15 protein-coding genes, 1 tRNA gene, 1 rRNA gene and 6 pseudogenes are annotated in these 25,206 nt (G+C 60.7%); 15 read left to right on the top strand and 8 right to left on the bottom strand.

The genetic code is table 11. The annotated features are described in order from the left end of the window. Positions 1-28 precede the first annotated feature (28 nt). Both LOKHON_RS10650 and LOKHON_RS16185 read left to right on the top strand, forming a co-directional pair. Positions 29-1,972, top strand: a complete 1,944-nt coding sequence (locus tag LOKHON_RS10650) for a glycosyltransferase family 2 protein (RefSeq protein ID WP_017929921.1) — start codon at positions 29-31, stop codon at positions 1,970-1,972. A gap of 381 nt (positions 1,973-2,353) precedes the next feature. Next, complete coding sequence (locus LOKHON_RS16185; protein ID WP_162561792.1) at positions 2,354-3,064, top strand: hypothetical protein; 711 nt, start codon at positions 2,354-2,356, stop codon at positions 3,062-3,064. Positions 3,065-3,126: 62 nt separating this feature from the next. Here LOKHON_RS16185 and LOKHON_RS10645 read toward each other — a convergent pair. Together LOKHON_RS10645 and LOKHON_RS10640 are read right to left on the bottom strand one after the other, a co-directional pair. Beyond that, a pseudogene (locus tag LOKHON_RS10645) lies at positions 3,127-3,996 on the bottom strand (IS481 family transposase); the annotation flags it as partial. 30 nt (positions 3,997-4,026) lie between these two features. Further along, positions 4,027-5,182, bottom strand: a pseudogene (locus tag LOKHON_RS10640) (IS3 family transposase); the annotation flags it as partial. A gap of 216 nt (positions 5,183-5,398) precedes the next feature. On the opposite strand from LOKHON_RS10640, the pseudogene LOKHON_RS10630 reads away from it, so the two are divergent. From LOKHON_RS10630 to LOKHON_RS15540, 6 genes and pseudogenes are all read left to right on the top strand, one after another. Next, a pseudogene (locus tag LOKHON_RS10630) lies at positions 5,399-5,623 on the top strand (transposase); the annotation flags it as partial. 157 nt (positions 5,624-5,780) lie between these two features. Then, positions 5,781-8,837 (top strand): glycosyltransferase, encoded by a 3,057-nt coding sequence (locus LOKHON_RS15715; RefSeq protein WP_162561791.1) that lies wholly within the window; start codon positions 5,781-5,783, stop codon positions 8,835-8,837. A 127-nt stretch (positions 8,838-8,964) separates the two neighbouring features. Beyond that, positions 8,965-10,899, top strand: coding sequence for a polysaccharide pyruvyl transferase family protein (locus tag LOKHON_RS15710; protein ID WP_162561790.1), 1,935 nt, complete (start codon positions 8,965-8,967; stop codon positions 10,897-10,899). Continuing rightward, the gene (locus LOKHON_RS16645) at positions 10,826-11,644 is read left to right on the top strand and encodes a class I SAM-dependent methyltransferase (protein ID WP_081610648.1); all 819 of its coding nucleotides are present in this window, start codon (positions 10,826-10,828) and stop codon (positions 11,642-11,644) included. Before LOKHON_RS15710 ends, LOKHON_RS16645 begins: the two co-directional genes overlap by 74 nt. Positions 11,645-11,711: 67 nt before the next feature. Then, positions 11,712-12,090, top strand: a pseudogene (locus LOKHON_RS15700) (transposase); the annotation flags it as partial. 73 nt (positions 12,091-12,163) lie between these two features. Further along, positions 12,164-12,864, top strand: a pseudogene (locus tag LOKHON_RS15540) (transposase); the annotation flags it as partial. 21 nt (positions 12,865-12,885) lie between these two features. Here LOKHON_RS15540 and LOKHON_RS10615 read toward each other — a convergent pair. Then, positions 12,886-14,063, bottom strand: a pseudogene (locus LOKHON_RS10615) (IS3 family transposase). Between the two features lie 104 nt (positions 14,064-14,167). Further along, positions 14,168-15,202, bottom strand: a complete 1,035-nt coding sequence (locus LOKHON_RS10605) for a tyrosine-type recombinase/integrase (RefSeq protein ID WP_017929911.1) — start codon at positions 15,200-15,202, stop codon at positions 14,168-14,170. A gap of 127 nt (positions 15,203-15,329) precedes the next feature. Here LOKHON_RS10605 and LOKHON_RS10600 point away from each other — a divergent pair, with 127 nt between their 5' ends. The 6 genes from LOKHON_RS10600 (at position 15,330) to rfbA (ending at position 20,852) form a co-directional block, all read left to right on the top strand. Then, the gene (locus LOKHON_RS10600) at positions 15,330-16,241 is read left to right on the top strand and encodes a DUF1403 family protein (protein WP_017929910.1); all 912 of its coding nucleotides are present in this window, start codon (positions 15,330-15,332) and stop codon (positions 16,239-16,241) included. Between the two features lie 2 nt (positions 16,242-16,243). Beyond that, a complete protein-coding gene (gene scpB, locus LOKHON_RS10595) occupies positions 16,244-16,825 on the top strand; it encodes an SMC-Scp complex subunit ScpB (protein WP_017929909.1) in 582 nt (193 codons plus the stop codon). A 599-nt stretch (positions 16,826-17,424) separates the two neighbouring features. Continuing rightward, positions 17,425-18,495, top strand: a complete 1,071-nt coding sequence (rfbB, locus tag LOKHON_RS10590; protein WP_017929908.1) for a dTDP-glucose 4,6-dehydratase — start codon at positions 17,425-17,427, stop codon at positions 18,493-18,495. Then, entirely contained in the window at positions 18,495-19,364 is an 870-nt protein-coding gene (gene rfbD, locus LOKHON_RS10585) for a dTDP-4-dehydrorhamnose reductase (RefSeq protein ID WP_017929907.1), read from the top strand. Before rfbB ends, rfbD begins: the two co-directional genes overlap by 1 nt. Further along, complete coding sequence (gene rfbC, locus LOKHON_RS10580; RefSeq protein ID WP_017929906.1) at positions 19,361-19,918, top strand: dTDP-4-dehydrorhamnose 3,5-epimerase; 558 nt, start codon at positions 19,361-19,363, stop codon at positions 19,916-19,918. The genes rfbD and rfbC overlap by 4 nt, the downstream gene beginning before the upstream one ends. Positions 19,919-19,955: 37 nt before the next feature. Next, a complete protein-coding gene (rfbA, locus tag LOKHON_RS10575) occupies positions 19,956-20,852 on the top strand; it encodes a glucose-1-phosphate thymidylyltransferase RfbA (RefSeq protein ID WP_017929905.1) in 897 nt (298 codons plus the stop codon). A gap of 55 nt (positions 20,853-20,907) precedes the next feature. On the opposite strand, the gene LOKHON_RS10570 is transcribed toward rfbA, so the two are convergent. Together LOKHON_RS10570 and LOKHON_RS10565 are read right to left on the bottom strand one after the other, a co-directional pair. Beyond that, positions 20,908-22,092 carry a DUF1501 domain-containing protein gene (locus LOKHON_RS10570; RefSeq protein ID WP_017929904.1) on the bottom strand — a complete coding sequence of 395 codons (1,185 nt, stop codon included), beginning with the start codon at positions 22,090-22,092 and terminating at the stop codon, positions 20,908-20,910. 2 nt (positions 22,093-22,094) lie between these two features. After that, positions 22,095-23,468, bottom strand: coding sequence for a DUF1800 domain-containing protein (locus LOKHON_RS10565; protein WP_026147637.1), 1,374 nt, complete (start codon positions 23,466-23,468; stop codon positions 22,095-22,097). A gap of 227 nt (positions 23,469-23,695) precedes the next feature. On the opposite strand from LOKHON_RS10565, the gene LOKHON_RS10560 reads away from it, so the two are divergent. Then, positions 23,696-24,733 carry a calcium-binding protein gene (locus LOKHON_RS10560; protein ID WP_017929902.1) on the top strand — a complete coding sequence of 346 codons (1,038 nt, stop codon included), beginning with the start codon at positions 23,696-23,698 and terminating at the stop codon, positions 24,731-24,733. Between the two features lie 257 nt (positions 24,734-24,990). Here LOKHON_RS10560 and LOKHON_RS10555 read toward each other — a convergent pair. Both LOKHON_RS10555 and rrf read right to left on the bottom strand, forming a co-directional pair. Next, positions 24,991-25,067: transfer RNA gene (locus LOKHON_RS10555), tRNA-Met, on the bottom strand. A 51-nt stretch (positions 25,068-25,118) separates the two neighbouring features. Beyond that, positions 25,119-25,206, bottom strand: a 5S ribosomal RNA gene (gene rrf, locus LOKHON_RS10550); the annotation flags it as partial.

Raw genomic sequence — 25,206 nt, 5'->3', positions numbered from 1 at the left:
CATCCTAGAGCCGGGACCCAAAAGAGGCATGCGGCAGAAGGTCGCGCAGGAAGACAGTATGACCGGAATTGACGACAAGACCGTTCGTAAGATCCTGAAGAAGTCTGGATATGTTCATAGCAGCTGGTATCGCCAGCGCTATCCCGATGTGGCCAAGACCGGGCTTTCGCCTGTTGAGCACTTCGTGCGGTACGGAGCGGCGCTCGGGCGAAATCCAGGAAAGAATTTCAGCACCAAGTGCTATCTCGAGGCCTATCCCGAAGTTGCTGAGCGCGGCATGAACCCGCTTTTGCACTTTGTCCTAGAGGGACAGGAAAAAGGGTACAGCCCTCTTCCGGGCTGCAGTGATCCGGTTCGGCAGGCCAATCGCGAAGTGGCCGCTTTGCGGACCCATCTGCTGACGCTCGGCTTTACCGAGCCGCCGCTGGCCGCGCTGGAGACCATGGTTGCAGACAGCGCGGAGCCGGCTGCTTGCGCCGCAGCCGCCCGCGAACTGGCACTTTGGCACATGCGCCAGAAGACCGACGACGGCTATCGGGCGGCGCTGGCGTACATTGCCGAGGCCCGGCCGGGCGCCCATGATCTCGAATTTCGAAAGAGGCTGACCACGGCCGAGCTTCTGTGTCATTTTGCGCTGGGTCAGGACTCTTCCGGGCTGGCCTGTTATGAGCAAGGCGCGCTGAACGGCGAGGCCGGTGCGGACGCCATGCTGGCGCGGGGCAATTTCGAGATCACGCCGCAGGCGCGCTGTTTCTGGATCAACCAAGTGCTGCGCCGATATCGGATTCCGGCGCTTCGGCTCCTGCCGGGAGAAGATCAGCTTCCTTACGACCGATTGGCTACCAGGGATCTGCCGCTCGATATCGATGACGGGCCGAGGGTCACGGTTCTTTTGGCTGCCTATGACGCCGCTGACGTGATCGGCACCGCGCTGCGCTCGCTCCAAGCGCAGAGCTGGCGTAACCTCGAGATCATCGTGATCGACGACTGCAGCCCCGACGATGGTGCCACCTGTGCTAAGGTCGAGCATGTCGCAGCCGGTGATCCGCGCATCCGACTGATCCGGATGCACCGCAATGGCGGGGCCTATGTCGCGCGGAACCACGGCCTCGATGCGGCGACGGGCGAATTCGTCACGATCCACGATGCCGATGACTGGTCGCACCCCGTGAAGATCGAGACGCAGGTGCGCTATCTTCAGGCGAACTCCTCGGTCGTGGGGTGCACATCCGAACAAGCGCGGGCCCAGAGCGACCTAAGCTTCCGCCGCTGGACTGGTCAGGGACGGCTCGTGATCCAGAACACCTCTTCGTTCATGTTCCGGCGCGCGCCAGTCCGCGCGGAGCTGGGCTACTGGGACACGGTACGCTTCGCGGCCGACAGCGAGTTCATACGCCGCGTCACGCAGGTGTTCGGCAAGGGGGCGGTGGTGCCCCTGCCGACCGGCCCGCTATCGTTTCAGCGCGACAGCGAAACCTCTGTGATCACGGACGATATCAAAGGCATGAATGGCTTTTATTTCGGTGTTCGAAAGGAGTATTTCGACGCCCAGATGCATCATCACGCTTCGGGGAAGTCGTTGAAATACCAAAACCACATCGAGAGCAGGCCTTTTCCCGTGCCTGTCATGATGCAGCCACAAAAGGCAGCCTTCGGAGAAGATCATCACAGGTTCGACACGATCTTCGTCGGTGACTTCCGAGTCATGACAGAAGAGGTGGCCGCGTTGGTGGAGCAAATATCGCGTATGAAGGATGAAGGACGGCGCATCGGTTTGGTTGAACAGCATTCCTTTGATGTGAACTTGAAAGAGAAAAGAATGGTGCATGCTGTTCGAGACTTAATTGACGGGGAAAATGTGGTGGCAATTGTATATGGCGACTGCGCGTCGGCTAAAGAGGTTTTGCATATAAGCGACAAGTCCATAAATTTCCAGCAAAGATACATGCCCAATGTAAATGGTATGATCTGAGTAGAGGATATGGTTTGGTCAAAAATATAGCGCGCGCTTGCCTCGGAAAAGAAACGCATAGTTCTGAATGTAATTGAATCAGGGGGGCAGTTTTCAGAGGATTTCGATGCAGAAAGCTTCTAAAATACCTGTTTCCTTCGGGGAAATCGTATCTCACCGTTCTGGTGGAAGTCCTGAACAGGAAAAGGGGGGGGTGTGAGGCGTAAAAGTGCCTATATACCTAAGTACACTGGAAAGTCTGGGCTTGAGAGCCTGGCTGAAATTCCGCGTATGCCTTTGAACTTATCCGCGCCTTTGAAAGGATATCCTTGCTTGTATACGGATGTCCGTATGGGGATGCGGTATGACTATCTTCTCTCTCCCAAACCTGGGAGCGATCGCTTGTTCGTTTTCTTCTCTGGAGATGCTCCTAGGCAGAAATTCACCCCTCCTGTATTTCAGAGGTGGACTTGGAGCGAATTTTTTCCGGGAAGCTGTTTGTATATATCTGATCCTACATTGCAGGTTGATGATTCCCTTGGCTTGGCATGGTATGCAGGTACTGAAGAGTTTGATCCTTTGAGTGTTATCTCGGATACAATTTCCGGATTTTCCAGAAGCCTCGGGGTGAAATTAGGTAGTGTTTATACGTATGGGTCTAGTGGCGGTGGATTTGCGGCCCTCAGGATTCTTACTTTCATGCCAGAAGCGAGCGCTGTCTGCATCAACCCACAAACTGATGTAACCGCATACAATAATGGATCTGTGGGAAAGTTCCTGAGCACTTGCTTCGGCGGCAGGTCAAGAAAGCAAATCATGAAGGATTTTCCTGAGAGAGTAAATCTTATACATCATTCGGGTAGTATGTTGGGGCGTCGAATAATGTACATACAAAATGAAATGGATCGCCATCATTACGATAAGCACTATGTGCCATTTTGTTTGGCCATGGGAGTGATCCCACTCCATCCTTGTGGTTTGAATGGCAGTAGGATTGCCTCCAGTATTAATAAAGATGGCTTTAGTTCTATAATTTTTTCAGATAGAGCTGGCCACTCAAAGGCTGAAAGCAGGGAGGCTTTTGAATGCGCCATGTCGAATCTGAATGATTGACGCTGCGATTCTCAACCTGTTTCTGGATCCAAGAGCAGGGTGATTTTCTATAGTAGGGTTTTCTAGGTGTATGGTCCCGAGGTCAAGTGACACGGCTCTCGGTGAAACAGGTCGGGATCGGTCTGCCATTCTCGCCAGATAAATTGCGTCGGCGTTAGCCCCTTGAGCGTCTTCAGACGCCGCGCGGTGTTGTAGGCCTCGACGAACAGAGCGAGGTGGCGCTCGAGCTGCGCGTGATCATCGTAGTGGAAGCGTTTCACCGTGGCGTTCTTGATGGTCCGGTTCATTCGTTCGACCCGTCCGTTGGTCCAGGGGTGGTTCGGTTTGGTCAGCCGGTGCTCTATTCCGTTGGCTTGGCAGATCATGTCGAACCGCATGAGCCGGGAGGTGGCGGTGTTGCGATTGCGAGGCTGGTCAGCGAACTGGATGCCGTTATCGGTGAGGATCGTATGAATACGGTAAGGCACCGCCGAAAGAAGCAACTCCAGAAACTCCCAAGCGGTTTTCCTACTGGCCTCAGTGAAGAGCCGGGCCACCACGAACTTGCTGGTTCGATCAATGGCTACGAAGAGGTATAGCTTTCCTTCGGCGGTCCGTAGCTCGGCAATGTCCATGTGGAAGAAGCCGATCCGGTATTGCTTGAACTTCTGCCGTTTCGGCTTGTCACTCTCCATGTCGGGTAGGCGGCTGACGCCATGCCGCTGCAAGCAACGGTGCAGCGAAGAGCGCGTCAGCTGCGGAATGGTCGGCTGCAAGGCATAGAGGCAATCATCGAGGGGCAGCAGAGAATGCCGCCGGAAGGCGACGATAATCGCTTCGTCCTCAGGGGTCAGTACCGTCGAGCGGGGATCCGAGGGCCCCATCGGCAGGTCGGCCGTGGAGGAGCGCTTGCGCTCTTTCTGCACCGTCGTCGGATTGATCCCGTAGCGCCGGTGAGTTGCTCCCCGCCGGTCCCTCGGTCATAACGAGAGTTTGCGGGTTTGAGATTGGTAGTTGGACTGGTCGTTCGGGCAAGCGTACCTGGGGCGGCGCCTTCAAATTGCTCAAGCGCCCGGCGCGCTTCCAGCGGCGTCTGGTTCCCGAGTGAGGAGTGCGGCCTGACGGCGTTGTAGTCGTAGCGCCAGAGGGCCAGCTTTCGCCGGGCATCGTCCAGGGTGTCGAAGATCTCCTCGTTCAGCAGCTCGTCGCGCACGCTGCCGTTGCATGACTCGATGAAGGCATTCTGCTGCGGCTTTCCGGGGTCGATATAGTGCCAGGGCACCGCGTTCTGATCGGCCCATTTCAGAATGGCCCGGCTGGTGAACTCCGTTCCGTTGTCGCTGACAATGCAAGCGGGCTTCCCGTAGATCCGCACCAGCGCGTCCAGCTCGCGGGCCACACGGGCACCCGAGATGCTGGTGTCGGCGATCAGGCACAGGTTCTCGCGGCAGCAATCGTCGATCACCGCGAGAATGCGGAACTTGCGTGAGGCGCCGAAGCTGTCCGACAGGAAGTCGAGCGACCAGCGGGCATTGGGATGCGCCGCCTCCGGCCTCGGCGTGCGCGTGCCTCGAGCCCGCTTGCGGCCACATCGTCGCTTCACCGACAGCCCTTCCTCGCGGTAGAGCCGATACAGCTTCTTGTGGTTCATGATCGTGCCTTTGCGTTCCAGCAAGATGCCGATCCGGCGGTAGCCGAACCGACGCCGCTTCCCGGCGATCTCCTGCATCTCCTTGCGGATCTCGAGGCAGTCCGGGGGGCGTGGGCGCCGGACTGTCTTGGGATCGACACCGACAAGCTGGCAGGCACGGCGTTGCGAGATCTTGTGATCCCGCATCGCCCGCAGCGCTGCTTCTCGCCGCCTGGTCAATGTCGTCAGTTCTTTCCCAGCAGGTCTTTCAGAACCACGTTGTCCAGCATGGTATCGGCCAGCAGGCGCTTGAGCTTGGCATTCTCATCCGCCAGCGCCTTCAGCTTCGCGGCCTCGGACACTTCCATGCCGCCATACCGGGCCTTCAGCTTGTAGAACGTCGCCGGGCTGAGCCCATGACGGCGACAGACTTCGGCAGTTGGCATCCCGGCTTCCTGCTCCTTGATCATCCCAATGATCTGCGCCTCGGTGAAGCGGCTCTTTCGCATCGTCTGCTCCTTCGCAATTGAGCAAACTCTACATCAGACTGAGGGATCGCGAGGGGAGCAGCTCACCGGGGAGGCTGCCTTACGCTCTCTTCACTACCTTGGATTGCTCGACGAACTGCCGCTGTCGTTCGGGCGCTGCTGTGTAGAACCTGCCCCATACCGTCTCCATTTCAGCAGAAGATATCGTACCGCCTCTTTGTGGGGCTATACAATTACGCCAGCTGGTTTCGCGAAGCCCTGAAGGACAAGGGTATCAAGCCCTGCATCCCGGGCCGGAAGTCCCGTGACACATTGGCGAAACACGACAAGCGTCGCAACCGCATCGAGATCATGTTCGGCAGGCTCAAGGACTGGAGACGCGTCGCCACTCGCTACGATAGATGTCCCGAAGTCTTCCTGTCCGCTGTCACTCTCGCAGTAACCGTCATCTTCTGGATCTGAAACTCAATGAGTCGGGAGCCTAGCTCCGTGCAAGAATCTGAGCGTTGTCGAGTTCTAGTTGCGACCAGCGCAGGATTCTGCCACGAGAAGCCCAGTGCTTTGAAGTATCGGTTTCAAATGCGTTCGGATGCCCATTCTCTATCCCTGTAGGTCTTACATGTCAATTTCCGTCATTGCGCCCGTTTTCAACGGTAAAATGCTGGTCCGGCAATTTGTAGAGTGTATACTAAGTCAGACTGAAAGGCCTAATGCCGTTATATTCGTCAATGACGGCTCTACTGATGAGACAGGAAAACACCTTTGCGAAGCATGCAGCCGTTTTGAGGCTATAGGTGTAGTTTGCAAAATTGTCGATCATGACGTGAACAAAGGTCGTGGCGCGGCCCGCCAAGCAGCTTTAGAGGTGGTCGATACACGATATGTTACGTGGCTAGATATAGATGACTTATATGGTCCAGGTCGGATATATAATCTGAATATGGCATTGGCGGAGCTAGAGACATCCCAGGCATCAAGGCCTTGGCTCATTTCTACTCCTTACACGGCATGTCAAGTGTCCAGAATTCACGTAAAAAGAGTTTTCAGAGGTCGAAGAATTGATTCCATTTCTGACCTGTACAATGAGCTCGAGGGCCCTCGTACTATTCAGCTGCAATCCCTCGCTGGTCCAGTAGAGAGCTTTCGAAATACCGGATTTGATACGGGTCTCAACTGGGCCGAGGACTTTGATTTTCTACTAAGATTCTTGGCGCAAAGAGGTCAAGTTCTTACCTCTGAATGGACCCGCGCAGAAGATGTATTGTACTTTCAGTCTTTCGATAAATCTTTTCGAGATGAAGTGGCTGACGCCAATCGCAAGGTTCTGAGAAAAAACGGTGAAGTGCTGTCTGATGCTGGGGTCGATGCGCAGGCTGAATTTCAAAGAAAGTGGCTTTCCTACATATCCAAGTTTTCTTTGGAGGCTGCACGAGGTGACGCGTCTCTTCAAAACCCGGCCGGTGAAGGTGTTTCTTCTGAACTCACTCGATCTCTCCCCAAAGGGGAAAGTAGAGTTCTACTGGAAGAGCCTGATGCAGTTATCATAGGTGGAGATTGGGTGAGTCCTGAGGGAGATGCCACTTATCAGTTAGATAATTTTATAGAAAAGCCGGGTGGCTATGAGATGCCCGTTTCAAATATATTGTCTGCTTACATGCAAGGGGCGAGTATGTTGCGAATTACCTCGCTCAAGCAGGGTAATGCTGTTTTGGCAGAGTACGAGATATTCAGGGATTCTTCAGGCGTTATTGGTTTGAATCATCTTGATTGGTCTCGACCCCACAAGCTCTCTGATGTGAACTCCAGTTGGAGTGATTCTATGACTTTCGCTGGTAGATTTGTGCCGGCATTTTCAAAACTTACCTGTAAGAAATCTCCCATTTATGTCAGTTTCTTTTCTGGACCTGTTTATTATAAAGAGTGCGCAGAGAGGCTGGCGCAAAAACTTTCCGAATTGGGTTTAGATTACCAAATCTGCGAGTTTCTTCCAGAAGAAGATATGGACTGGAAGAATGTGTGTCGGAAGAAAATTTCTTACTATGCGGCTCAATACTATCGGCATGATCGCCCAATTTTCTGGATAGATGCGGATAGCGTAGTTCTTGAAGATCCGAGTTCTATGCTTGGCTCAAATGTGGACCTAGGCGCTTTCTTGCGAAACTTTTCTTATCTCCCGGAGTTTGATCCATTAAAGTACTCAAGGCTATTGCATCCAGGGTACTTGTTGTTAGGAAAAACAGAAAAGACCAGCCGCTTCATTGCGCATATGCTCCGTGTAGATTCTGAAACGTCTCAAAATGCCACAGACGACTATGTCCTTCAGGAAAGTTTACTCACCTTTCCTGAGAATCTCTCCTTCCAAATTTTCCCTCCAGACGCAATTGATTCAAGAGGGTCCTCGAGGGTTGTAAAGGGAAAATTTTTTCAACATCTAGATAGTGGCCACGTGTCTAGCGTAAGTCAGGTGGTAGACCAACATCAAGCGCGGACACTGGAAGCTAGCCGTCAGCTTCCAGTTCTACAAGAGGCAGCCAAAGCCGCGATGAAACGCGGTGAACTACGAGACGCAACCTCATTCTATAAGCGTATTAGGCAAGTCATGCCTGATGACGCTGATTCGTTAGTTCGTCTTCTGTCACTCTATGCACGTCTCGGAGAGAATAAGAAGTTTCTCTATCATTTCGACTTAGCAAAAAAGAATCCTAACTTGAGAATGGCCGCTCTTCGCTCTGAGTTTGATAGGCGTAGTTCAAATGGAGAGTTTGATGCAGCAGCGTCAATATCCGCAAAGATTCTGAGTGAAGGTGGCTCTGATGATGTTTCTTTTATAAAAAGTCGAGAATACAGATATGGATTTGATCGTGAGGCTCTTCTCTTAGGATGCAGCGCGGATGAGCGGGTTCCAATGATGTGGTGGGAGCAACCTTTCCCAGGCAACTTGGGGGATATCATTGGTCCCTACATAGTTCGAGCTCTTACAGGTGTGCCACCTCGCTATACCAAGAAATCTCCGCGTGTTCTGTCGGTGGGATCTATTATTAAATTTGCGCGCCAAGGTGATACGGTGTGGGGGGCAGGAGCAGCGGCAGCCAGCCAGAGGATTGATACTAGCTGCGACTTTCGTGCAGTCAGAGGGCCATTAACTCGGCGACTTGTACTTCAAGCTGGAGCAGACTGCCCAGAAGTGTATGGCGACCCGGCTTGGATTCTGCCAAAAATATATCCCGGCAAGAACTTGGGTAAGACTCATAAAGTTGGAATAATACGACATTTTGCTCATGCATCTAGGCGTATAAGTGTTGGGCCGGGGGTGCGAGAGATAGATATTATCCGTGGGTCGATTGGCGAAGTTGAAAGATTTCTGGATGAAGTGAACTCTTGCGAGGCCATTGTCTCAACGTCACTTCATGGGCTTATAATAGCTAACGCATATGGAATTCCTGCTTGCTGGGCTATAGACACCAACTCGCCGCAGCAAATTCATGGTGACGGAATGAAGTTTATGGATTACGCCATGAGTGTTGGCATCGAGAAAATTTCTCCATTGAACTTGGCATCCGAAAGTGAAATAGATGCGTCTCTTTTTTCTAGATGCACGCATAATCCAGCGCGACCTGTAGATTGTGAGAAGTTGATAAGTTCTGCGCCGTTTCGTGTGCAAGAAAAATACCTATAATTCGATGCGTGGCCGCTCGATTTTAGATCTGTATGGCGCAATCATCGGCTGAAATGCCTGTAAGAGATTGTGTTATTTGATGAGAAGTTCGATTGAAGATATAAATGATCTGGATGGTGGATGTATGATGGAAATTAAAAAGAAATATGACTTTTTTAGGAGGGAGATTGGCGGAAAGATCTACAAGAAAAGTACTCCTGTCAAAAGAAATGCCTATGGCTCTGGATCCCCTCATGGGGGTGAAAAACTTACGCTAGTAAGCTATTATGGAGGGGCTGCCTACTACGAAGAAAAAGCGGGTGAGTTGCGTGAGAAATGCGATAGTCTGGGGGTAGCTCATGATATCGTGCGGATTGAAACGCAGGAAGGCGAGAGCTGGTCTTCTATTTGTAGAAGAAAAATATCTTTCTACCGTGAAATGCTGGAGAAACATAAATCATCTATCATGTGGGTGGATGTGGATACGGATTTGCTGAAGAATATCAACGGCCTTGCTGTTGGCGATTTTGACATTGCCCTCTTTATGAGGAATTTCAAGTATCTTCCTCAATTCAATTCAAGCAGCCTTTCTCGTAGTTTTCATCCCGGATATCTTCTCTTTAAGTATACCTCTACCACAATACATTTTCTAGACGATGCTGTGAAAATTGAGAGAGGTACGGAAGGTGAATTTACTGATGATTTCGTACTTGAAGAAGCTTTTCGAACATCCTCGGCTATGCCAAGGCTGCTTCTTCTGTCACCGCAGGATATTGCTAAGCCAGGTGACGAGAAGAAACCCGAAGCTCTTTTTAGACATGGAGATAGCGGGAACGTTAAAGAATTTAAGCGTAAGGTTCTTCAGCATCAGCCGCGTGCACTGGAGTCGGAGACACAAAAAACAGTTCTTCGTGAACTAATTTCAAAAGCCGCTCGTCAAGGAAAAAAGGAGCAAGTCATATTTCTTCTGCGGCATCTTGTTGCGATAAACCCTAAGGATGTGGAAAGCTATGCAAAGCTTCTGAATCTTTTGAAGAAGTATGGCGAAGAGGCGCAGCTCAAGGCGGAATTGAAGCGTGGATCGGAGAGTGATTATCTCGCGTCTCAAGTTCTGCGCTTCAAGCTATTGAGGGCTTTAGAAGAGCGAAAGTGGAAGCGGGCAGATGAAATTTTTCAGGAAGTTTTGAGCAGTGGCGACGAAAAGCTTATAGCTTTTTTCAAAAGCAGATGTTTTAGGTACGACTTGGATCGCCGGGCGGAGGCGGCGGGCGTACCAGATGAGGATCGTGTCAAACTCTTCTGGTGGGAAGAGCCTTACCCAGGAAACTTGGGGGATATAATTAACCCCTATATTGTAGAGAAATTGACCGGAAAACCTCCGATGTATGCGCCTGCTGGTGATGGAATGTGTGCGATCGGCTCGGTTATCAAGTTCGCCCGAGAAGGAACACCGGTTTGGGGAAGCGGATCTCCTCATAGTAGTGATGCGCTCCATCCACAGGCACATTATCATAGTGTTAGAGGGCCCCATACTAGAAACTTAGTCCTTCAAAACGGTGGAACTTGTCCGGAAGTTTACGGAGATGCTGCTTGGATTCTCCCCCTTATCTACGCCCCCACTGTTTCAAAGAAGTTTCGGACAGGACTAATTCTTCATTTCACACATGAGGAGTCTGATTTGGATGTTGATCCGGGTATTAAATTAATTCCCATCAAGAGGGTTGGGTACTCTGAAATTGAGGAATTTATTGATGAAATGCTTTCTTGTGAGCGTATCGTATCTACCTCTCTGCATGGGGTCATTATCGCAAATGCCTATGGTATTCCAGCTTGTTTGGCTACGGTCAGTCAGGCCGATCGGCAAATACACGGTGATGGAGTGAAGTTTGCCGATTATTATGCATCTGTCGGAGTTAATAATCCCCCTGTGCCAGTCGACCTCAGCAATCTTTCGAAGGTTAACCATGAGTCATTCAATCCAGATGACTTTACTCCAGTAGGGGAAGTAGATGTGGGCGCCATTTTGGAGGCTGCGCCCTTCGAAATTCTGCCTGAATTCAGGGGGAAGGTCAAAAAAACGTAGGCTATATTTCAAGCGCGCAGGAGGGGGTATGAATAAATCGGTCGACGCAAAGTTTGATGTATTTTTTAATAGGTGCCGATCGGAGAGGTGGAGTCGATCTAAATTTATTGATGCTATTCATGGATCACCTAAGAACCCTCTCTTGCCCGAAATATCGAGGCGGCGCTCTGAACTAAATGATATGCCAGCCCAAAATTTGCATTCCTCTTACCAAGCAAAAAGTGGGGGGGGCGGTCCAAAATCTGTTCGATCAAAGATAATTTCATTACCCCCTTCTTACGGAAAAGTCCTTTACCTTCTTGCCTCCATGTCGAAGGCACACTTGCTTGTGGAAGCTGGCTCCGGGTTTGGAGTATCGTCTATGTATCTCGCCGCCGCTGCTCGAAGTTGCGGCGGGATTCTTTTTTCTTTTGAAATCGCTCAGTATGCAGATATTGCTAGGGATTCGGTTTCATTAATATGTCCGAAAAGCCGAGTAATAAATGCTGATTTTAATTACTTCAATTCGCACCTGAGCGCTGACTCTAATGTCGACTTTGCTTTTATAGATGCCAAGCATGATGCGGACAGTATTCTTAGGGGGCACAAGAACCTGAAAGGGTGGCTAAGCTCCAAAGCTATGATCGTGGTGGATGATATTTCATATTCTGAATCCTCCAAGTATGCTTGGCGGAAGCTTGTTCGGGATGAAGAGTTTGGATTTGCAGCCAGTGTAAATGGAAGACTTGGTGTTTTGGCATATTAGATAGGATTTATTGCGCGAAGGCTGTGATAGTATTCATCTCGTAAATCCAGCATGGTAGCCGGGGCGCATGAGCAGCCCTATTCCGCCGAGCTACAAGTCAAGAAACTGGCCGATCTACAACGAAGCCTTGAAGCAGCGGGGCTACCTTACGGTCTGGTTCGGTCCGAATATGGTCTGGGTGCCGCCGCCTACTGGCAACCGCAATTCAACGACGCCGCGATCCAGGCGTGTTTGGCACTGAAAGTTCTGTTCGGCTTGGCCCTCTGGTAGACAACAGGCTTCGTGGAAAGCCTTCTGCGTCTGGTTGACCTCGACTGGACCGTACCGGATTTCAGCACGCTTGGCTGGCGGCAGAGGATTCTCGCTGTGGACATCTCTTGCCGCGGGTCGAAGGGCCGCTGAATCTACTGATCGACAGCACCGGCATCAAGGTGAGGGTGAGTGGCATGGGGTAATCCCCCCGATCTTAAGGGGATGCGGAAGTAGAATTTTCTCGGCAGGATGAACGAGGAGATTCCGATGAAGAAGACACGATTCACTGAGGTCCAGATCCTGGGTGTACTGCGCCAGATGGAGGGCGGTGTGTCGGTGTCCTAGCTGTGCCGCGAGCACGGGATGAGCAGCGCTACGCTGTACAAGTGGTGGGCGAAGTATGGCGGCATGGACGCCAACCTTATCAGCGAGATGAAGGCGATGGCCGAGGAGAACCGGCGGCTGAATCGCATGTACGCGGACGTCAGCATGCAGAACGACCTGCTGAAGGAGGCGCTCGGAAAAAAGTGATCCGACCTGCTCCTTGGGCTGACGACAGCGAAGAAGACCTAGGGCTTCGGCCTATGCTTTCTGTATCTGCGCAATGTCCAAGGCCACCCTTGAACCACAAGCGTGTCTACTGGATCTACTGCGAGCTGGAGCTGAACCTGCGTATAAAGCCACGCAAGCGTCTGAAGCGGGAGAAGCCGGACGAACTGGCGGTTTTAGAAGTGCCAAACGAGGTCTGGTCGATGGATTTCATGGCGGATCGTCTGGAGGACGGCCGCTAGTTCCGGCTACTGAAAGTCTTGGATGATTCTAACCGAGAGGGTCTGGGCATAGAGGTGGACTTTTCGCTACCGGCTGAACGGGTCGTGCGCGCGCTGAACCAGATCATCGAATGGCGCGGCGCACCCATGGTAATTCAAGTCGACAGCGGCCCGGAATACGTCAGCGGAACGCTCATGGAGTGAATAGCCCCGCGTTTCTTAGACGCCCTCGTGCCTCAGTTTCTGCTGCCACTCGAAGTCGAGGGGCGACAGCATTCCGTTCCGCGCGTGCTTGCGCTTCGGGTTGTAGAACATCTCGATTTAGTCGAACACGTCCCGGCGGGCTTCCTCGCGCGTCCGGTAGGTCCGGCGCCTGATCCGCTCGCGCTTGAGCAGGTTGAAGAAGCTCTCTGCGACGGCATTGTCATGGCAGTTGCCTCGACGGCTCATGGAATGCTCAAGGTCGTGGGCTTTTAGGAAAGCGGCCCAGTCCATGCTGGTGAACTGACTTCCCTGATCGGAGTGGATCAGCACCTTAGCCTTCGGCTTCCTCCGCCATATGGCCATGAGCAGAGCCTGGAGGACGACGTCGGTCGCCTGGCGCGACTGCATGGACCATCCGACCACGCGCCGAGAGAAGAGATCAATCACCACAGCGAGGTAAGCGAAGCCTTCCTGCGTCCGGATGTAGGTGATGTCGGTGACCCAGACCGTATCTGGAGCCTCGACATCAAATTGCCGATCCAGGGTGTTGTCGACCACGATCGACGGCTTGCCGCCATACTTGCCAGGGCGGCGCTTGTAGCCGATCTGCGCCGAAATCCCGGCCAGCTTGGTCAGGCGGGAGACGCGGTTCAGGCAGATGCTTTCGCCCTGTTCGACCAAGTCATCGTGCAACTTCCGCTGCCCATAGACCTTACCGCTCTCGACCCACGCTTCCTTCCGAAGCTCAATCTGCCGTTTGTCCTCCCGAGCGCGTTTGCTCAACGGCGCCTTCAGCCAAGCATAGAAGCCGCTCGGCTGGATGCGCAGGCACCGACACATCGCCCACACGGAGAACTGGCTGCGATGCTCGGCCACGAACGCGTATCTCACTTTGCATCCCTGGCGAAATACGCGCTCGCCATCGTCCTCGGACCGATGGCGGACAATGGCTCGCCCTTTTTTAAGATGTCGCGCTCCTCCGAAATCCGCGCCAGCTCCTTCTTGAGGCGCCGGATCTCGGTGTCCTTCTCCACCTCGCCCGAAGAGTTCTTCGCGAACTTCTTCTTCCAAGCGTAGAGCGAATACGGGCTGACCCCAAGCCGCTGCGACACCTCCCTGACCGGGTAGCCTCGCTCGGTGATCTGCGCGACCGCGTCCCGCTTGAACTCGTCGCTGAACTTGCTGCTGCTCATCATGGCCTCCTTGCCTCAAAATTAGCGAAGAAGGCGTCCACAAGACACGGGGCTATTCAGTGAGCCTCTTGGATTTCCAAGACGTCGAAGCTTTCAGCAAGGTCTCACAACCCCGCCGCCTTGGTCAGGTTCACTTTGAACCGGTCCCGACTGCGCTGGTAGCGCCGGGTCATCTCGGCGGAGGCGTGGCCCAGGTGCTTTTGCACGTGGCGCTCGTCGATCTCCGCCGAGGTCGCCAGACCCGCGCGCAGCGAATGGCCGGCGAACAGCGCCCGGCGCTCGGCCTCGGGCAGCTCGGGCCGAAGCCCGGCGGCCAGCGCCGTGCGCTGCACCAGCCGCGCGACGTGACGGTCGTTGAGACGGCGCGGCAGCGCGCGGCGGCCATCGCGCGAGATGCCGGTGAACAGCGGGCCGGTTTCGATCTTTGCGAAGTGCAGCCATTGTTCGAGCGCGTGCACCGGGCAGGTCCGGTCGCTCGAGCCGCGCGCGATCTCGATCTCGCGCCAGCCGGTCTTGCCGCGCAGGGTCACCAGCGCGCCTTGGTCGAGAAGCTCGATCCAGCCGGCGCCGTCGATGGTGTCGTCCCGGTCCCGGTCCAGACCGACGACCTCCGAACGCCGCAACGCGCCCGCGAACCCCGTCAGCAGCATCGCCCGGTCGCGCAGGCCCCGCAGGTCGTGGCCGAGCGTGGCGAGCATCGCGCGCAGATCGTCGGGGCCGATCGCGTCCTTGCGCATGGGCGGCCGGGCGTGGCGGCGGCGGATGCCCGCGAGAACCGACGCGATGTGCCGGTCGCGCCGGTCGAGCCGGTCCCCGCGCTGCGCATAGTTCCAGCACAGCCCCGCCAGGCGGCGTTCGATCGAGGCGACCGAGAGGGCGCGGGTCTTGCCCGACGGCGCCGCGAGATCGGCGATGTAGAGCCCGACCAGCTCGGGCGAGGGCGGCAGCGGGTCGGCGCCCTTGATCCGGCACCAGCGGGCAAAGGCGGCCCAGTCGCGGCCATAGGCGAGGCGGGTGTTGCCGGAGACGGCGTGGTCGGCATAGCCGCGCGCGCGGTCGACGAGCCGGTCGAGCGTGCCCGAGCCCGCGAGTTCGGCGGGCAGGGCAATCGGGGCGGGGGGGTCGGGCGGGTTCGACATGCGGCCCGGTGTAACGCCACCGCGTCCGATAAGCCAAGATTATCGGACGCGGTGGGGCGCCGGACAGCGCGGCGGTCAAGGCGCTCCGATCTGGACAAAAGCGCCGCCCCGGCATAGCGCTCGGGGCATGCCCGCGCCTTTGCCTTCCGATCTTTCCGCCTTCGACTGGCCCGCCGCGCCCGGCTGGGCGGGCGGGGGCGCAGGGAAGGGCGGGGGCGATGACGCGACCGCCGAGGAGGCGGCGTTTCGGGCCGGGGCGGCGCTGGCGCATCTGCACATGGTGATGGCCCGGCCCGACCTGCCACTGGCGCTGTGGCGCGACCGGCTGGCGCTCGGGGCGGCCACGGCGAATGCCGGGATCTCGGGGCGCAGGGAGGGTCTGCCGGATCTGCGCGACGCGCTGCATCTGGCGCGGCCGGGCGACCGGCCCGGCCCCGCCGGCGAAATCTACCGGGCCTGGCGGCGCGCGGTGACACGGCCGCTGACGCTGCGCGCGCTGGCGCCCGGGCTGCCCGGGCTGCCCGGGGCCGCGTCGGATGTGGTCGCGCCGGGGCTGATGCGGTCGGGGCCGCCCGTGGCGCGGGCGGCGGGGATGCTGGAGACGGTGCTCACCGAGGCCCCCCGCGCCGAGACGGCGGCGCTGATCCTCGCCGATGCGGCGCTGGCCAGGGCGCTTGGCTGGGACCGGATCGTGCCGCTGCTGGCGACGGAGCTGGCGCCGCGCGACCTGCGCCGCGACGGCGAGGAGCTGCGGCATGCCTGCCACCGGGCGGTGGCGCTGGCGGCCGCGCGGGCGGCCGGTCTGGCGCAGGAGCTGACGCGCGGCGCCGCGCGGCTGCGCGCCGTGGCGCCGAAGCTGCGGGCGCGGCGGGCCGGGGAGGCGGTCGCGCTGTTCCTGACCCATGACGCGCTGGCGCCCGCCGCGCTGCGCCCGATGATGTCGGATCGCGCGGCGCGGCGGCTTTGCGACCGGCTGGTGAGCTTGGGCGCGCTGCGCGAGCTGACCGGGCGCGACAGTTTCCGGCTTTACGGGCTCTGAGCATGGCGCGGGACGGCATCGACCGCGAGCTGTCCGAGCTGCCGCGCGAGCTGCGCTGGCGCGAATGGATGCGGCGGATCGAGGCGGTGCTGTTCGCCAGCGCCAAGCCGGTGCCGCGCGCCGATCTGGCGCGCGTCGTGGGGCAGGGGGCGCCGATCGACCTGCTGATCGACGATCTCGCCGCGGAGCTGGCCGACCGGCCCTATGAGGTGACGCGGGTGGGCGGGGCCTGGATGCTGCGCACCCGGCCCGCCTACGGGGCGGCGATCCGCGCCGCCGCCGGTGTCGGGGACCGGGAGATCGGCCTGTCGGACCGCGATCTTTCGGTGCTCGCCGCCATCGCCTATCACCAGCCGATCACGCGTGACGGGCTCGGGGAGATCTTCGGGCACGAGGTGTCCCGCGATCTGATCGGCCGGCTGGCGGCGCGGGATCTGATCGCGCCGGGGCCGCGGGCGCCGCGCCGCGGCGCGCCCCACAGCTACGTCACCACGCCGGGCTTTCTCGCCACCTTCGACCTCGAGGATCTGCGCGACCTGCCCGATGCCGAAGCGCTGCGCGATGCCGGTCTGGCGCCGGGGTAGGTAGCGTTTCGGCAAAACTCCACGATGTACTTGCGCAGTTGCTGATGACCGCCGCCCCGCGCGTCTGAAGAAATTTGGGCTTTCTTGAACCTGTTGCACGGCTCAATGCTCAAAGATCGCACGGCCACCATCTTGAAACTTCGCAAGCGGGAGAACCTTTTGGATTGGCACCCAGAAATGCGCGTCAATATTCAAGCGGTCGAAGGATATCTGGGCGACAGCCAAGACGGCCGGACCCGGCGGTCAGATCAGTGATCAGACCGGCATAAAACCCACCCGCAACACAATGGCGGCGCGTCGGCCGATGGTGTTCCTTTCGGCCATCGCCTTGGCAGTGGTCCTTATGCTTTGGGTTCGAAAACTGGAAAGCCCTGATTACAGCCGATTCAAAAGGAACGGCCGGACAAGAGGAAAAGACAGATGCGAATGGAGAACCCCGGGCGTGGCGGCCCGACGCCGATCACGCGCGGTCCCTGCCGGACCGTGGGCCCCGTCAGCTACCGATCGCCGGGCCGGCACGGAGCGGCGTCGTCCATGGACAATGCCGCAATCCCCGGCTTTTGCGGCCGCCGTGGTGTCCCGGCTGGCACAGACGAAACATGAAACTCCTCGTCACCGGCGGCGCCGGGTTCATCGGTTCGGCGGTGGTGCGGCTCGCCGTCGCGCGGGGGCATTCGGTCGTCAATCTCGACGTGCTGACCTATGCCGCCTGTCTCGACAACGTGGCGCAGGTGTCGAACAGCCCGCTCTATGCCTTCGAAGAGGCCGATATCCGCGACCGCGCGGCGCTCGACCGGATCTTTGCCGAACATGCGCCCGACGCGGTGATGCATCTCGCCGCCGAAAGCCATGTCGACCGCTCGATCGACGGGCCGGGCGATTTCGTCGAGACCAACATCACCGGCACCTACAACATGCTCGAAGCCGCGCGGGCCCACTGGGTCGGGCGGGGCCGTCCCGAAAGCTTCCGCTTCCATCACATCTCGACCGACGAGGTGTTCGGCTCGCTGCCGATGGACCCGCAGGTGAAGTTCACCGAAGCCACGCCCTACGATCCGCGCTCGCCCTATTCGGCGTCGAAGGCGGCCTCCGACCACCTGGTGCGCGCCTGGCACGAGACCTATGGCCTGCCGGTGGTGCTCACCAACTGCTCGAACAATTACGGCCCCTACCACTTTCCCGAAAAGCTGGTGCCGGTGGTGATCCTCAACGCGCTGGCGGGCAAGGAACTGCCGATCTACGGCGCGGGCGAGAACATCCGCGACTGGCTCTATGTCGAGGATCACGCCGACGCGCTGCTATGCGTTCTGGAGCGCGGCGCGCCGGGGCGCAGCTACAATATCGGCGGCGAGAACGAGCGGACCAATCTCGACCTGGTGCGCATGATCTGCGGCCTCATGGACGAGATCCGGCCCAAGGCCAGCGGCACCTATGTCGACCAGATCGCCTTCGTCGCCGACCGCCCCGGCCATGACGCACGCTACGCGATCGACCCCACCCGCATCCGTGACGAACTGGGCTGGCGGCCTTCGGTGACGGTCGAGGAGGGGCTGCGCCGCACCGTCGAATGGTATCTCGACAACGAGGATTGGTGGCGGCCGCTGCAGGCGCGCCATGGCGTCGGCGAGAGGCTCGGAACCGATACGAAGACGATGTCGGGGGCGCGCTGATGCGGATCGTGCTGTTCGGACGCTCGGGTCAGGTCGCCACCGAGATCGCGCGGCAGGCGGAGGCGGCGGGCGTCAAGCTCGACGTGATCGACCGCGCGGTGGCCGATCTGTCGGACCCGGCCAGCGTCGCCCCGGCGCTGGCAGAGCGGATCGCGGGCGCGGAGGCGGTGATCAACGCCACCGCCTGGACCGCCGTGGATGCCGCCGAGGCCGAGGAAGAGACGGCGCGCGCCGTCAACGCCGTGGCGCCGGACGAAATGGCGCGGCTCTGCGCGAAGGCGGGGCTGCCGTTTTTGCATGTCTCGACCGATTACGTCTTCGACGGCTCCGGCGAGACGGCGCGCGATGAGGCGGCCCCGACCGCGCCGCTCTCGGCCTATGGGCGCACCAAGCGCGACGGCGAAGAGGCGGTGCGCGCGGCAGGCGGGCGCCACGCGATCCTGCGCACCTCGTGGGTGTTCTCGGCGCATGGCGCGAATTTCGCCAAGACCATGCTGCGGCTCGGGGCCGAGCGCGCGCGCCTCAACGTCGTGGCCGACCAGATCGGCGGCCCGACCCCCGCCGCCGACATCGCCGCCGCATTGCTGAAGATGGCGCGCGCCATGGCCGAGGGCGCCCCGGGCGGCACGTTCCACTTCGCGGGCGCGCCGGACACCAGCTGGGCGGGCTTTGCGCGCGAGATCATGGCGCGCGGCGGGCGCGGTTGCGAGATCGGCGAGATCCCCACCGCCGACTGGCCGACGCCCGCGCCGCGCCCGCTCAATTCGCGGCTCGATTGCGCCGCCATTCACGCCGCCTTCGGCATCGCGCGCCCCGACTGGCGCGCCGGGCTGGATGCGGTTCTGACCGATCTGGGAGAGACCGCATGAAGATCACCGAGACCGCGCTGCCCGGCGTGCTGATCCTCGAGCCGCGCCGCTTCGGCGACGATCGCGGCTGGTTCATGGAAAGCTGGAACCGCGAGACGCTGCGCGGCCACGGCATCGAGATCGACTTCGTGCAGGACAACCATTCCTATTCGGCCCAGAGGGGCACGGTGCGCGGCCTGCATTACCAGAGCCCGCCGCATGCGCAGGCCAAGCTGGTCCGGGTCGGGCGCGGCACGGTGCGCGACGTGGCGGTCGATGCGCGGCGCGGATCGACGACCTATGGGCGGCATGTCGCGGTGGACCTCTCGGCCGAGAACGGCCGCCAGCTTCTGGTCCCGGCGGGCTTCTTGCACGGCTTTGCGACGCTGACGCCGGATGTCGAGCTGCTCTACAAATGCTCGGACGTCTACGCGCCCGACTGCGACGGCGCCGTGGCCTGGGACGATCCCGATCTGGGCATCGACTGGGGCGTCGCGCCGGGCGAGGAGACACTCTCGGCCAAGGACGCCGTGGCCCCGCGCCTTGCCGACTGGACCAGCCCCTTCAGCGCCTGATCCATACCCCCAATTCAGAGACGATTCCGAGGTTTTCATGAACGCAGCCGCCCTTCCCACCCGGACCAGCGCCCGCAAGGGCATCATCCTCGCCGGCGGCTCGGGCACGCGGCTCTACCCGATCACCCAAGGGGTGTCGAAGCAGCTTCTGCCGATCTTCGACAAGCCGATGATCTACTACCCGATCACCGTGCTGATGCTGGCAGGCATCCGCGAGATCGCGATGATCACCACCCCCGACGACCGGGCCCAGTTCGAGCGGATGCTGGGCGATGGCAGCCAGTGGGGCATCGCGCTCACCTATATCGAACAGCCCAGCCCCGACGGCCTGGCGCAGGCCTATATCCTGGCCGAGGATTTCCTCGCGGGCGCGGCCTCGGCGATGGTCCTGGGCGACAACATCTTCTTCGGCCATGGCCTGCCCGAGCTTCTGGCCGAGGCCGATGCGGCGCCGTCGGGCGGCACCGTCTTCGGCTATCACGTCGCCGATCCCGAGCGCTATGGCGTGGTCGATTTCGACGAGGGTGGCCGGGCCCGGTCGATCATCGAGAAACCCGCCGTTCCGCCGTCGAACTATGCCGTCACGGGGTTGTATTTCCTCGATGGCAGCGCGCCCGAGCGCGCCCGCCGGGTCGAGCCTTCGGCCCGCGGCGAGCTGGAGATCACCTCGCTTCTGGAGATGTATCTCGGCGAGGATGCGCTTCAGGTCAAACGGATGGGCCGCGGCTATGCCTGGCTCGACACCGGCACGCATGACAGCCTGCTCGACGCGGGCAATTTCGTGCGCACGCTGGAGCGCCGTCAGGGCCTGCAGACCGGCAGCCCCGACGAGGTCGCCTACGGGCAGGGCTGGATCGACGCCAGCGCGCTGCGCGACCGCGCCGCGCTGTTCGGCAAGAACGCCTATGGGCGGTATTTGCTGGACCTGATCTGACAGCGGTAAAAAGTGCGGGAAGATCCCCCGCTCTCTCGCGGTTTCCCCAGCCGCCCTACGCCACCAGCCCCGGATCGCCCCCCATGTCGAGCCCCGGAAACACCGATCCCTCGATCACCCCGCGCTCGAGCCCGAACAGCCCGCGCATGACCCAGCCCGCATGGGCGCGCACGTCGCGGGTCGGCATCAGGTCGCGGCGGTCGTAGAGATCGGCCTCCGACAGGCCCGGCCAGTCGCCCAGCACACGGCCCCCGCGCAGCGCGCCGCCGGCGAACAGCATCGCGCCGCCGGTGCCGTGATCGGTCCCGCCGGTGCCGTTCTCGCGCGCGGTGCGGCCGAACTCGGTGACGCAGAGCACCGCCGTCTTGCCCCAGGCCGCGCCAAGCCCCGACTCCAGCGCCAGAAGCGTGTCGGCCAGACGCTCCAGCGCCTTTGACAGGTCCGCCGCCTGCCGGTCATGCGTGTCCCAGCCATTGATCGAAAAGCTGGCGATCCGGGTGTCGCCGCGCAGCCGGGCGGCGGCGAACTGGGCCAGCTGCACGTGGTCGTCGACCCGCCTGGCGCCCTGCATGGCCGGGCCGTCCGTTTCCGTCTCGCGGGCCAGCACCTCGACCAGATCGGCGGCGCGGGCGGTGGCGTCGCGAAACAGCGGGTCGTCATGGGTGACGAGCTCGAGCAGGCGGCGGCCCTGCGGGGTCAGCCGCATCCGCGCCTCGGGCGACCAGCGCTGCACCGTTGCGGTGCCCGACAGGATCAGCATCCGCTCGCGCCCGACCGCATAGGCGGTTTCGCCCCCCAGCCCCGGCACCGCCTGCAGCATCCGGTTGAGCCAGCCATCGGTGCCGCCCCCCAGCCCCGGCAGGCCGGCCTCGAGGATGTCCTGCCCGTCGAAATGGCTGCGCTTGTCGCGGTAGGGGGTGGAGACGGCATGCACCGCGCCGAATTCGCCGCGCGCCCACATCGGCCCGAGCCGGTCGAGCGCGGGGTGCAGCGCGAAGAACCCCGGCCCCGTGGCCGCGCCGCCCCGCAACAGGGTCGGGCGCAGCGCGGCATAGGCCGGATCGCCGACCGGGCGGATCGCGTCGATCCCGTCCATCGCGCCGCGCAGCACGATCACCACGAGCCGGTTGTCCCAAGGCGCCCGCGCGAAGGCCACCGGCGTCATCAGCGGGCTCGCCGCCGCCGAACATCCCAGCGCCAGCCCGCCGCGCAGCACGCCGCGCCGATCGATGCCTGTCATGCTCATCTCCTCTGGAAGGCGGGGGCCGAAAGCACCACGCCGATCGCCTCGGCCCGGCTTTCGGCGGCGCGGGCGGCGAAGGCGACCGGTTCGGGCAGCGTCTCCCCGAGCGCCGCGCGCGCGAAATCGCGCGGGTCCGGCAGCCGGTCCATCAGCGCCTCCGGCGCGGTCATCGCCCAGTCGATCCGCCCGGCCATGCCCGGCGGCGTGATCCAGGCCGCCGCCGTCTCGGGCCAGCCATCGGGGCCGGGCGGCTGCTCCCAGCCCTGCCCCATCCGCTCCAGCGGCGCTCGCAACACCCGGTTCATCCACCGTGGCCGGTCGGCGCGCAGCGCCGCGGACGGCAGGCCGAGCGCGCGCAGGCCCGACACCACGAAATCGAAGGGTGGCTTGACCTTGCCCGGCGCGGAGGACCAGGCGGCGGGATGCGCCAGCAGCGCGCCGGTCACCACGCCGAGATCGCCATCGCTGTCGCGCCATGCCGCCTCGAGCGCCGCGACCAGCGCCGGGTCGGGATCGTCGGCCACGAAATGCACGGCGATCTTGCGCGCCAGATGCGCCGCCGTGGCCGGGTGCCGGGCCAGCATCCGCAGGGCGTCGTGGATCGTCCCGAGCCGGGGCGCCGCGTCGAACCGCGTGCCCAGCACCGTCTCGGCCCCCGGCTCGGCCCGGTCGCGGCGATAGCGCATCCCGCGCGGCCCCGCGCCAAGCCCGGTCAGAAGCTCGGCCAGCTCGCGCACATCGGCCTGCGCATAGGGGCCGCCCACCCCCACCGTGTGCAGCTCCAGAAGCTCGCGCGCGAGGTTCTCGTTCAGCCCGTCGCCCGGTTGCGCGGCCTTGCTGCCCGGCCCGACCGATCCGCTCTGGTCGAGATAGCCAAGCATCATCGGATGCGTCGTCACCGCGATCAGCATCGTTTCGAACCGCCCCGAAACATGCGGGCGGATCGCCTCCTCGACATAGGGGGTGACGAGGTGCCGGGTCGCGGGCTGGCGCGACCGGACCGTGAAGTGATCGGCCCAGAACCAGCTCAGCCGCTCGCGCAGCCCGCCCTGCGGCGCCTCGATGCCGCGCGCGAGGCTGGCCATGAAGCCGCGCCGCCCCAGCGCGGCCGCATCGCGGCGCAGCGCGTCATAGGCCCCGCGCGCCGCCGCCTCGCCCGGCTTGCCGCGGCCTTGCCGAAACGCGCGCTGCGCCGCGCGCCACTCGGCGAGACCGGGCCGCGCGGCGGCAAAGGCCGGGATCGGATGGCGGCGCGCCATCTCGTCCGGCGCCAGCAGCTCGGCCAGCATCGCGGCGGTGCTGTCTGGCGCCGGCAGGCGCGGCGACAGGCCGGTGCCGAACCGGATGGCGGCGCGGGTGGGATCGAAGGCCACGCGGTCGGGCTCCCTTGATGCGTTGGCCGCAATATAGGGGCGGTCGCCGGCGCATGTCAGGGCCATCAGCGGCGGGCGGCGGTTTTCGGCCCTGTCCGCGCCGCCCGCCCCGGCAAGGCGCATGCGCCGGGGCGAATGCCAAAAAACGACAAGGTCATGCCATTAATATTGCGCAATCTTAAACTTGGAGTTTACTCGAAATAACAAACACAACCGAGAGTTCGAGCATGCCCATCTACGAAAATGACGGCTTTGCCTTCATCGGCCGCGGCAAGGTCGCCCCGATCCATATCGAGGTGGGGGTATCGGCCACCTCTACCTCCTACAGGATCGCCTCGACCCGCAAGGACGACATCCTGCCCGGCGCGGATATCGACAACATGCCCATGCCCTATCATTTCCTCGCGAACGGCGAGGACATGATGGCGCATGAGGACCCGTCGGAAGAGTTCGACGACGATGACGGCGAGGCGGATGTCTATCTCGGCACGCTGCGCTGGGGCGCCGGCCGCGAGACCCAGATCCTCGACGGCGACGATGGGTTCGTGCTGCCGCTCGGGGGGGACACGCTGCCCGATTTCGTCGCCGGGCAGAACAACACCGCGCTGTTCGAGGAGTTCTTCTCGACCGTCATCGACGAGCCGGTCCGCGACCGCGTGATCGACGAAGGCCCGCTGCAGCCGGGCCGTATCAAGGTGGCCGACCTGTTCACCGACGCCACCGGCGGCGAGCTGATCCAGGGCGGCGATGGCCGCAACACGCTCAGGGGCGACGGCAATGCCGAGCTGATCGCGGGCCTGGGCGGCAACGACACGCTGATCGGCCGCGGCGGCGCGGACACCGTTCTTGCCGGTCTTGGCAACGACAAGGTCAAGGGCGGCGGCGGCGGCGATTTCCTCAACGGCCATGACGGCAATGACCGGATCTGGGGCCAGGGCGGCGATGACGAGCTGCGCGGCGGGGCCGGGCGCGACATGCTGCGCGGCAACCGGGGCGACGACCTGCTCGAGGGCGGCGGCGGCGCCGATCGTTTCGTGTTCGGCCGCCGGGACGGCGACGACGTCATCCGCGACTTCGAAGGCCGCGACACGCTCGTGCTCAACGACAATCTGTGGCGGGGCGATCTGTCGGAGAACCAGGTGATCCGGCGCTTTGCCGATGTGACCGAGGAGGGCGTCCTGTTCGATTTCGGCCGCAAGGGCTCGATCCTGCTCGAGGACGTGGACGGTCTTCGCGGGCTGGCCGACGACATCGCCTTCATCTGACCCGGCGCCGGGCCGCTCGTCGGGGCGGCCCGTGGTCCTGTACGCCTTTGTGCACGAGGCACGGGCCAATGCAGAAAACCGCCATGGCGGCGTCTTGTCGGATTGCGGCGGTGTGGGGACTGGTCGCGGAATGCCGATTGGCCCCTGCGCCTGGGCTCCGCCCGCCACGGCCTGAACCGCTCCACTGGAGCGTTTCCGAGACGGCCTTGGCCCTTCAGGTTATGAGCCTGACGAGCGCGGTGTCGATGTGGGGGTATTGGTTGCGGGAGCAGGATTTGAACCTGCGACCTTCAGGTTATGAGCCTGACGAGCTACCGGGCTGCTCCATCCCGCGACAGGATGTTTTGCATCGTTCAGAGAGAATGTTTGTGATGTTCTTTTCTAGGTCTGGCGGTGACTTACTCTCCCACGTCTTGAGACGCAGTACCATCAGCGCGACGGCGCTTAACGGCCGAGTTCGGAATGGGATCGGG

The organism is Limimaricola hongkongensis DSM 17492 (assembly GCF_000600975.2).
GTDB lineage: Bacteria > Pseudomonadota > Alphaproteobacteria > Rhodobacterales > Rhodobacteraceae > Limimaricola > Limimaricola hongkongensis.
Note: the sequence above shows the minus strand (reverse complement) of the source record. Positions and strands in the feature narration are given on the sequence as shown.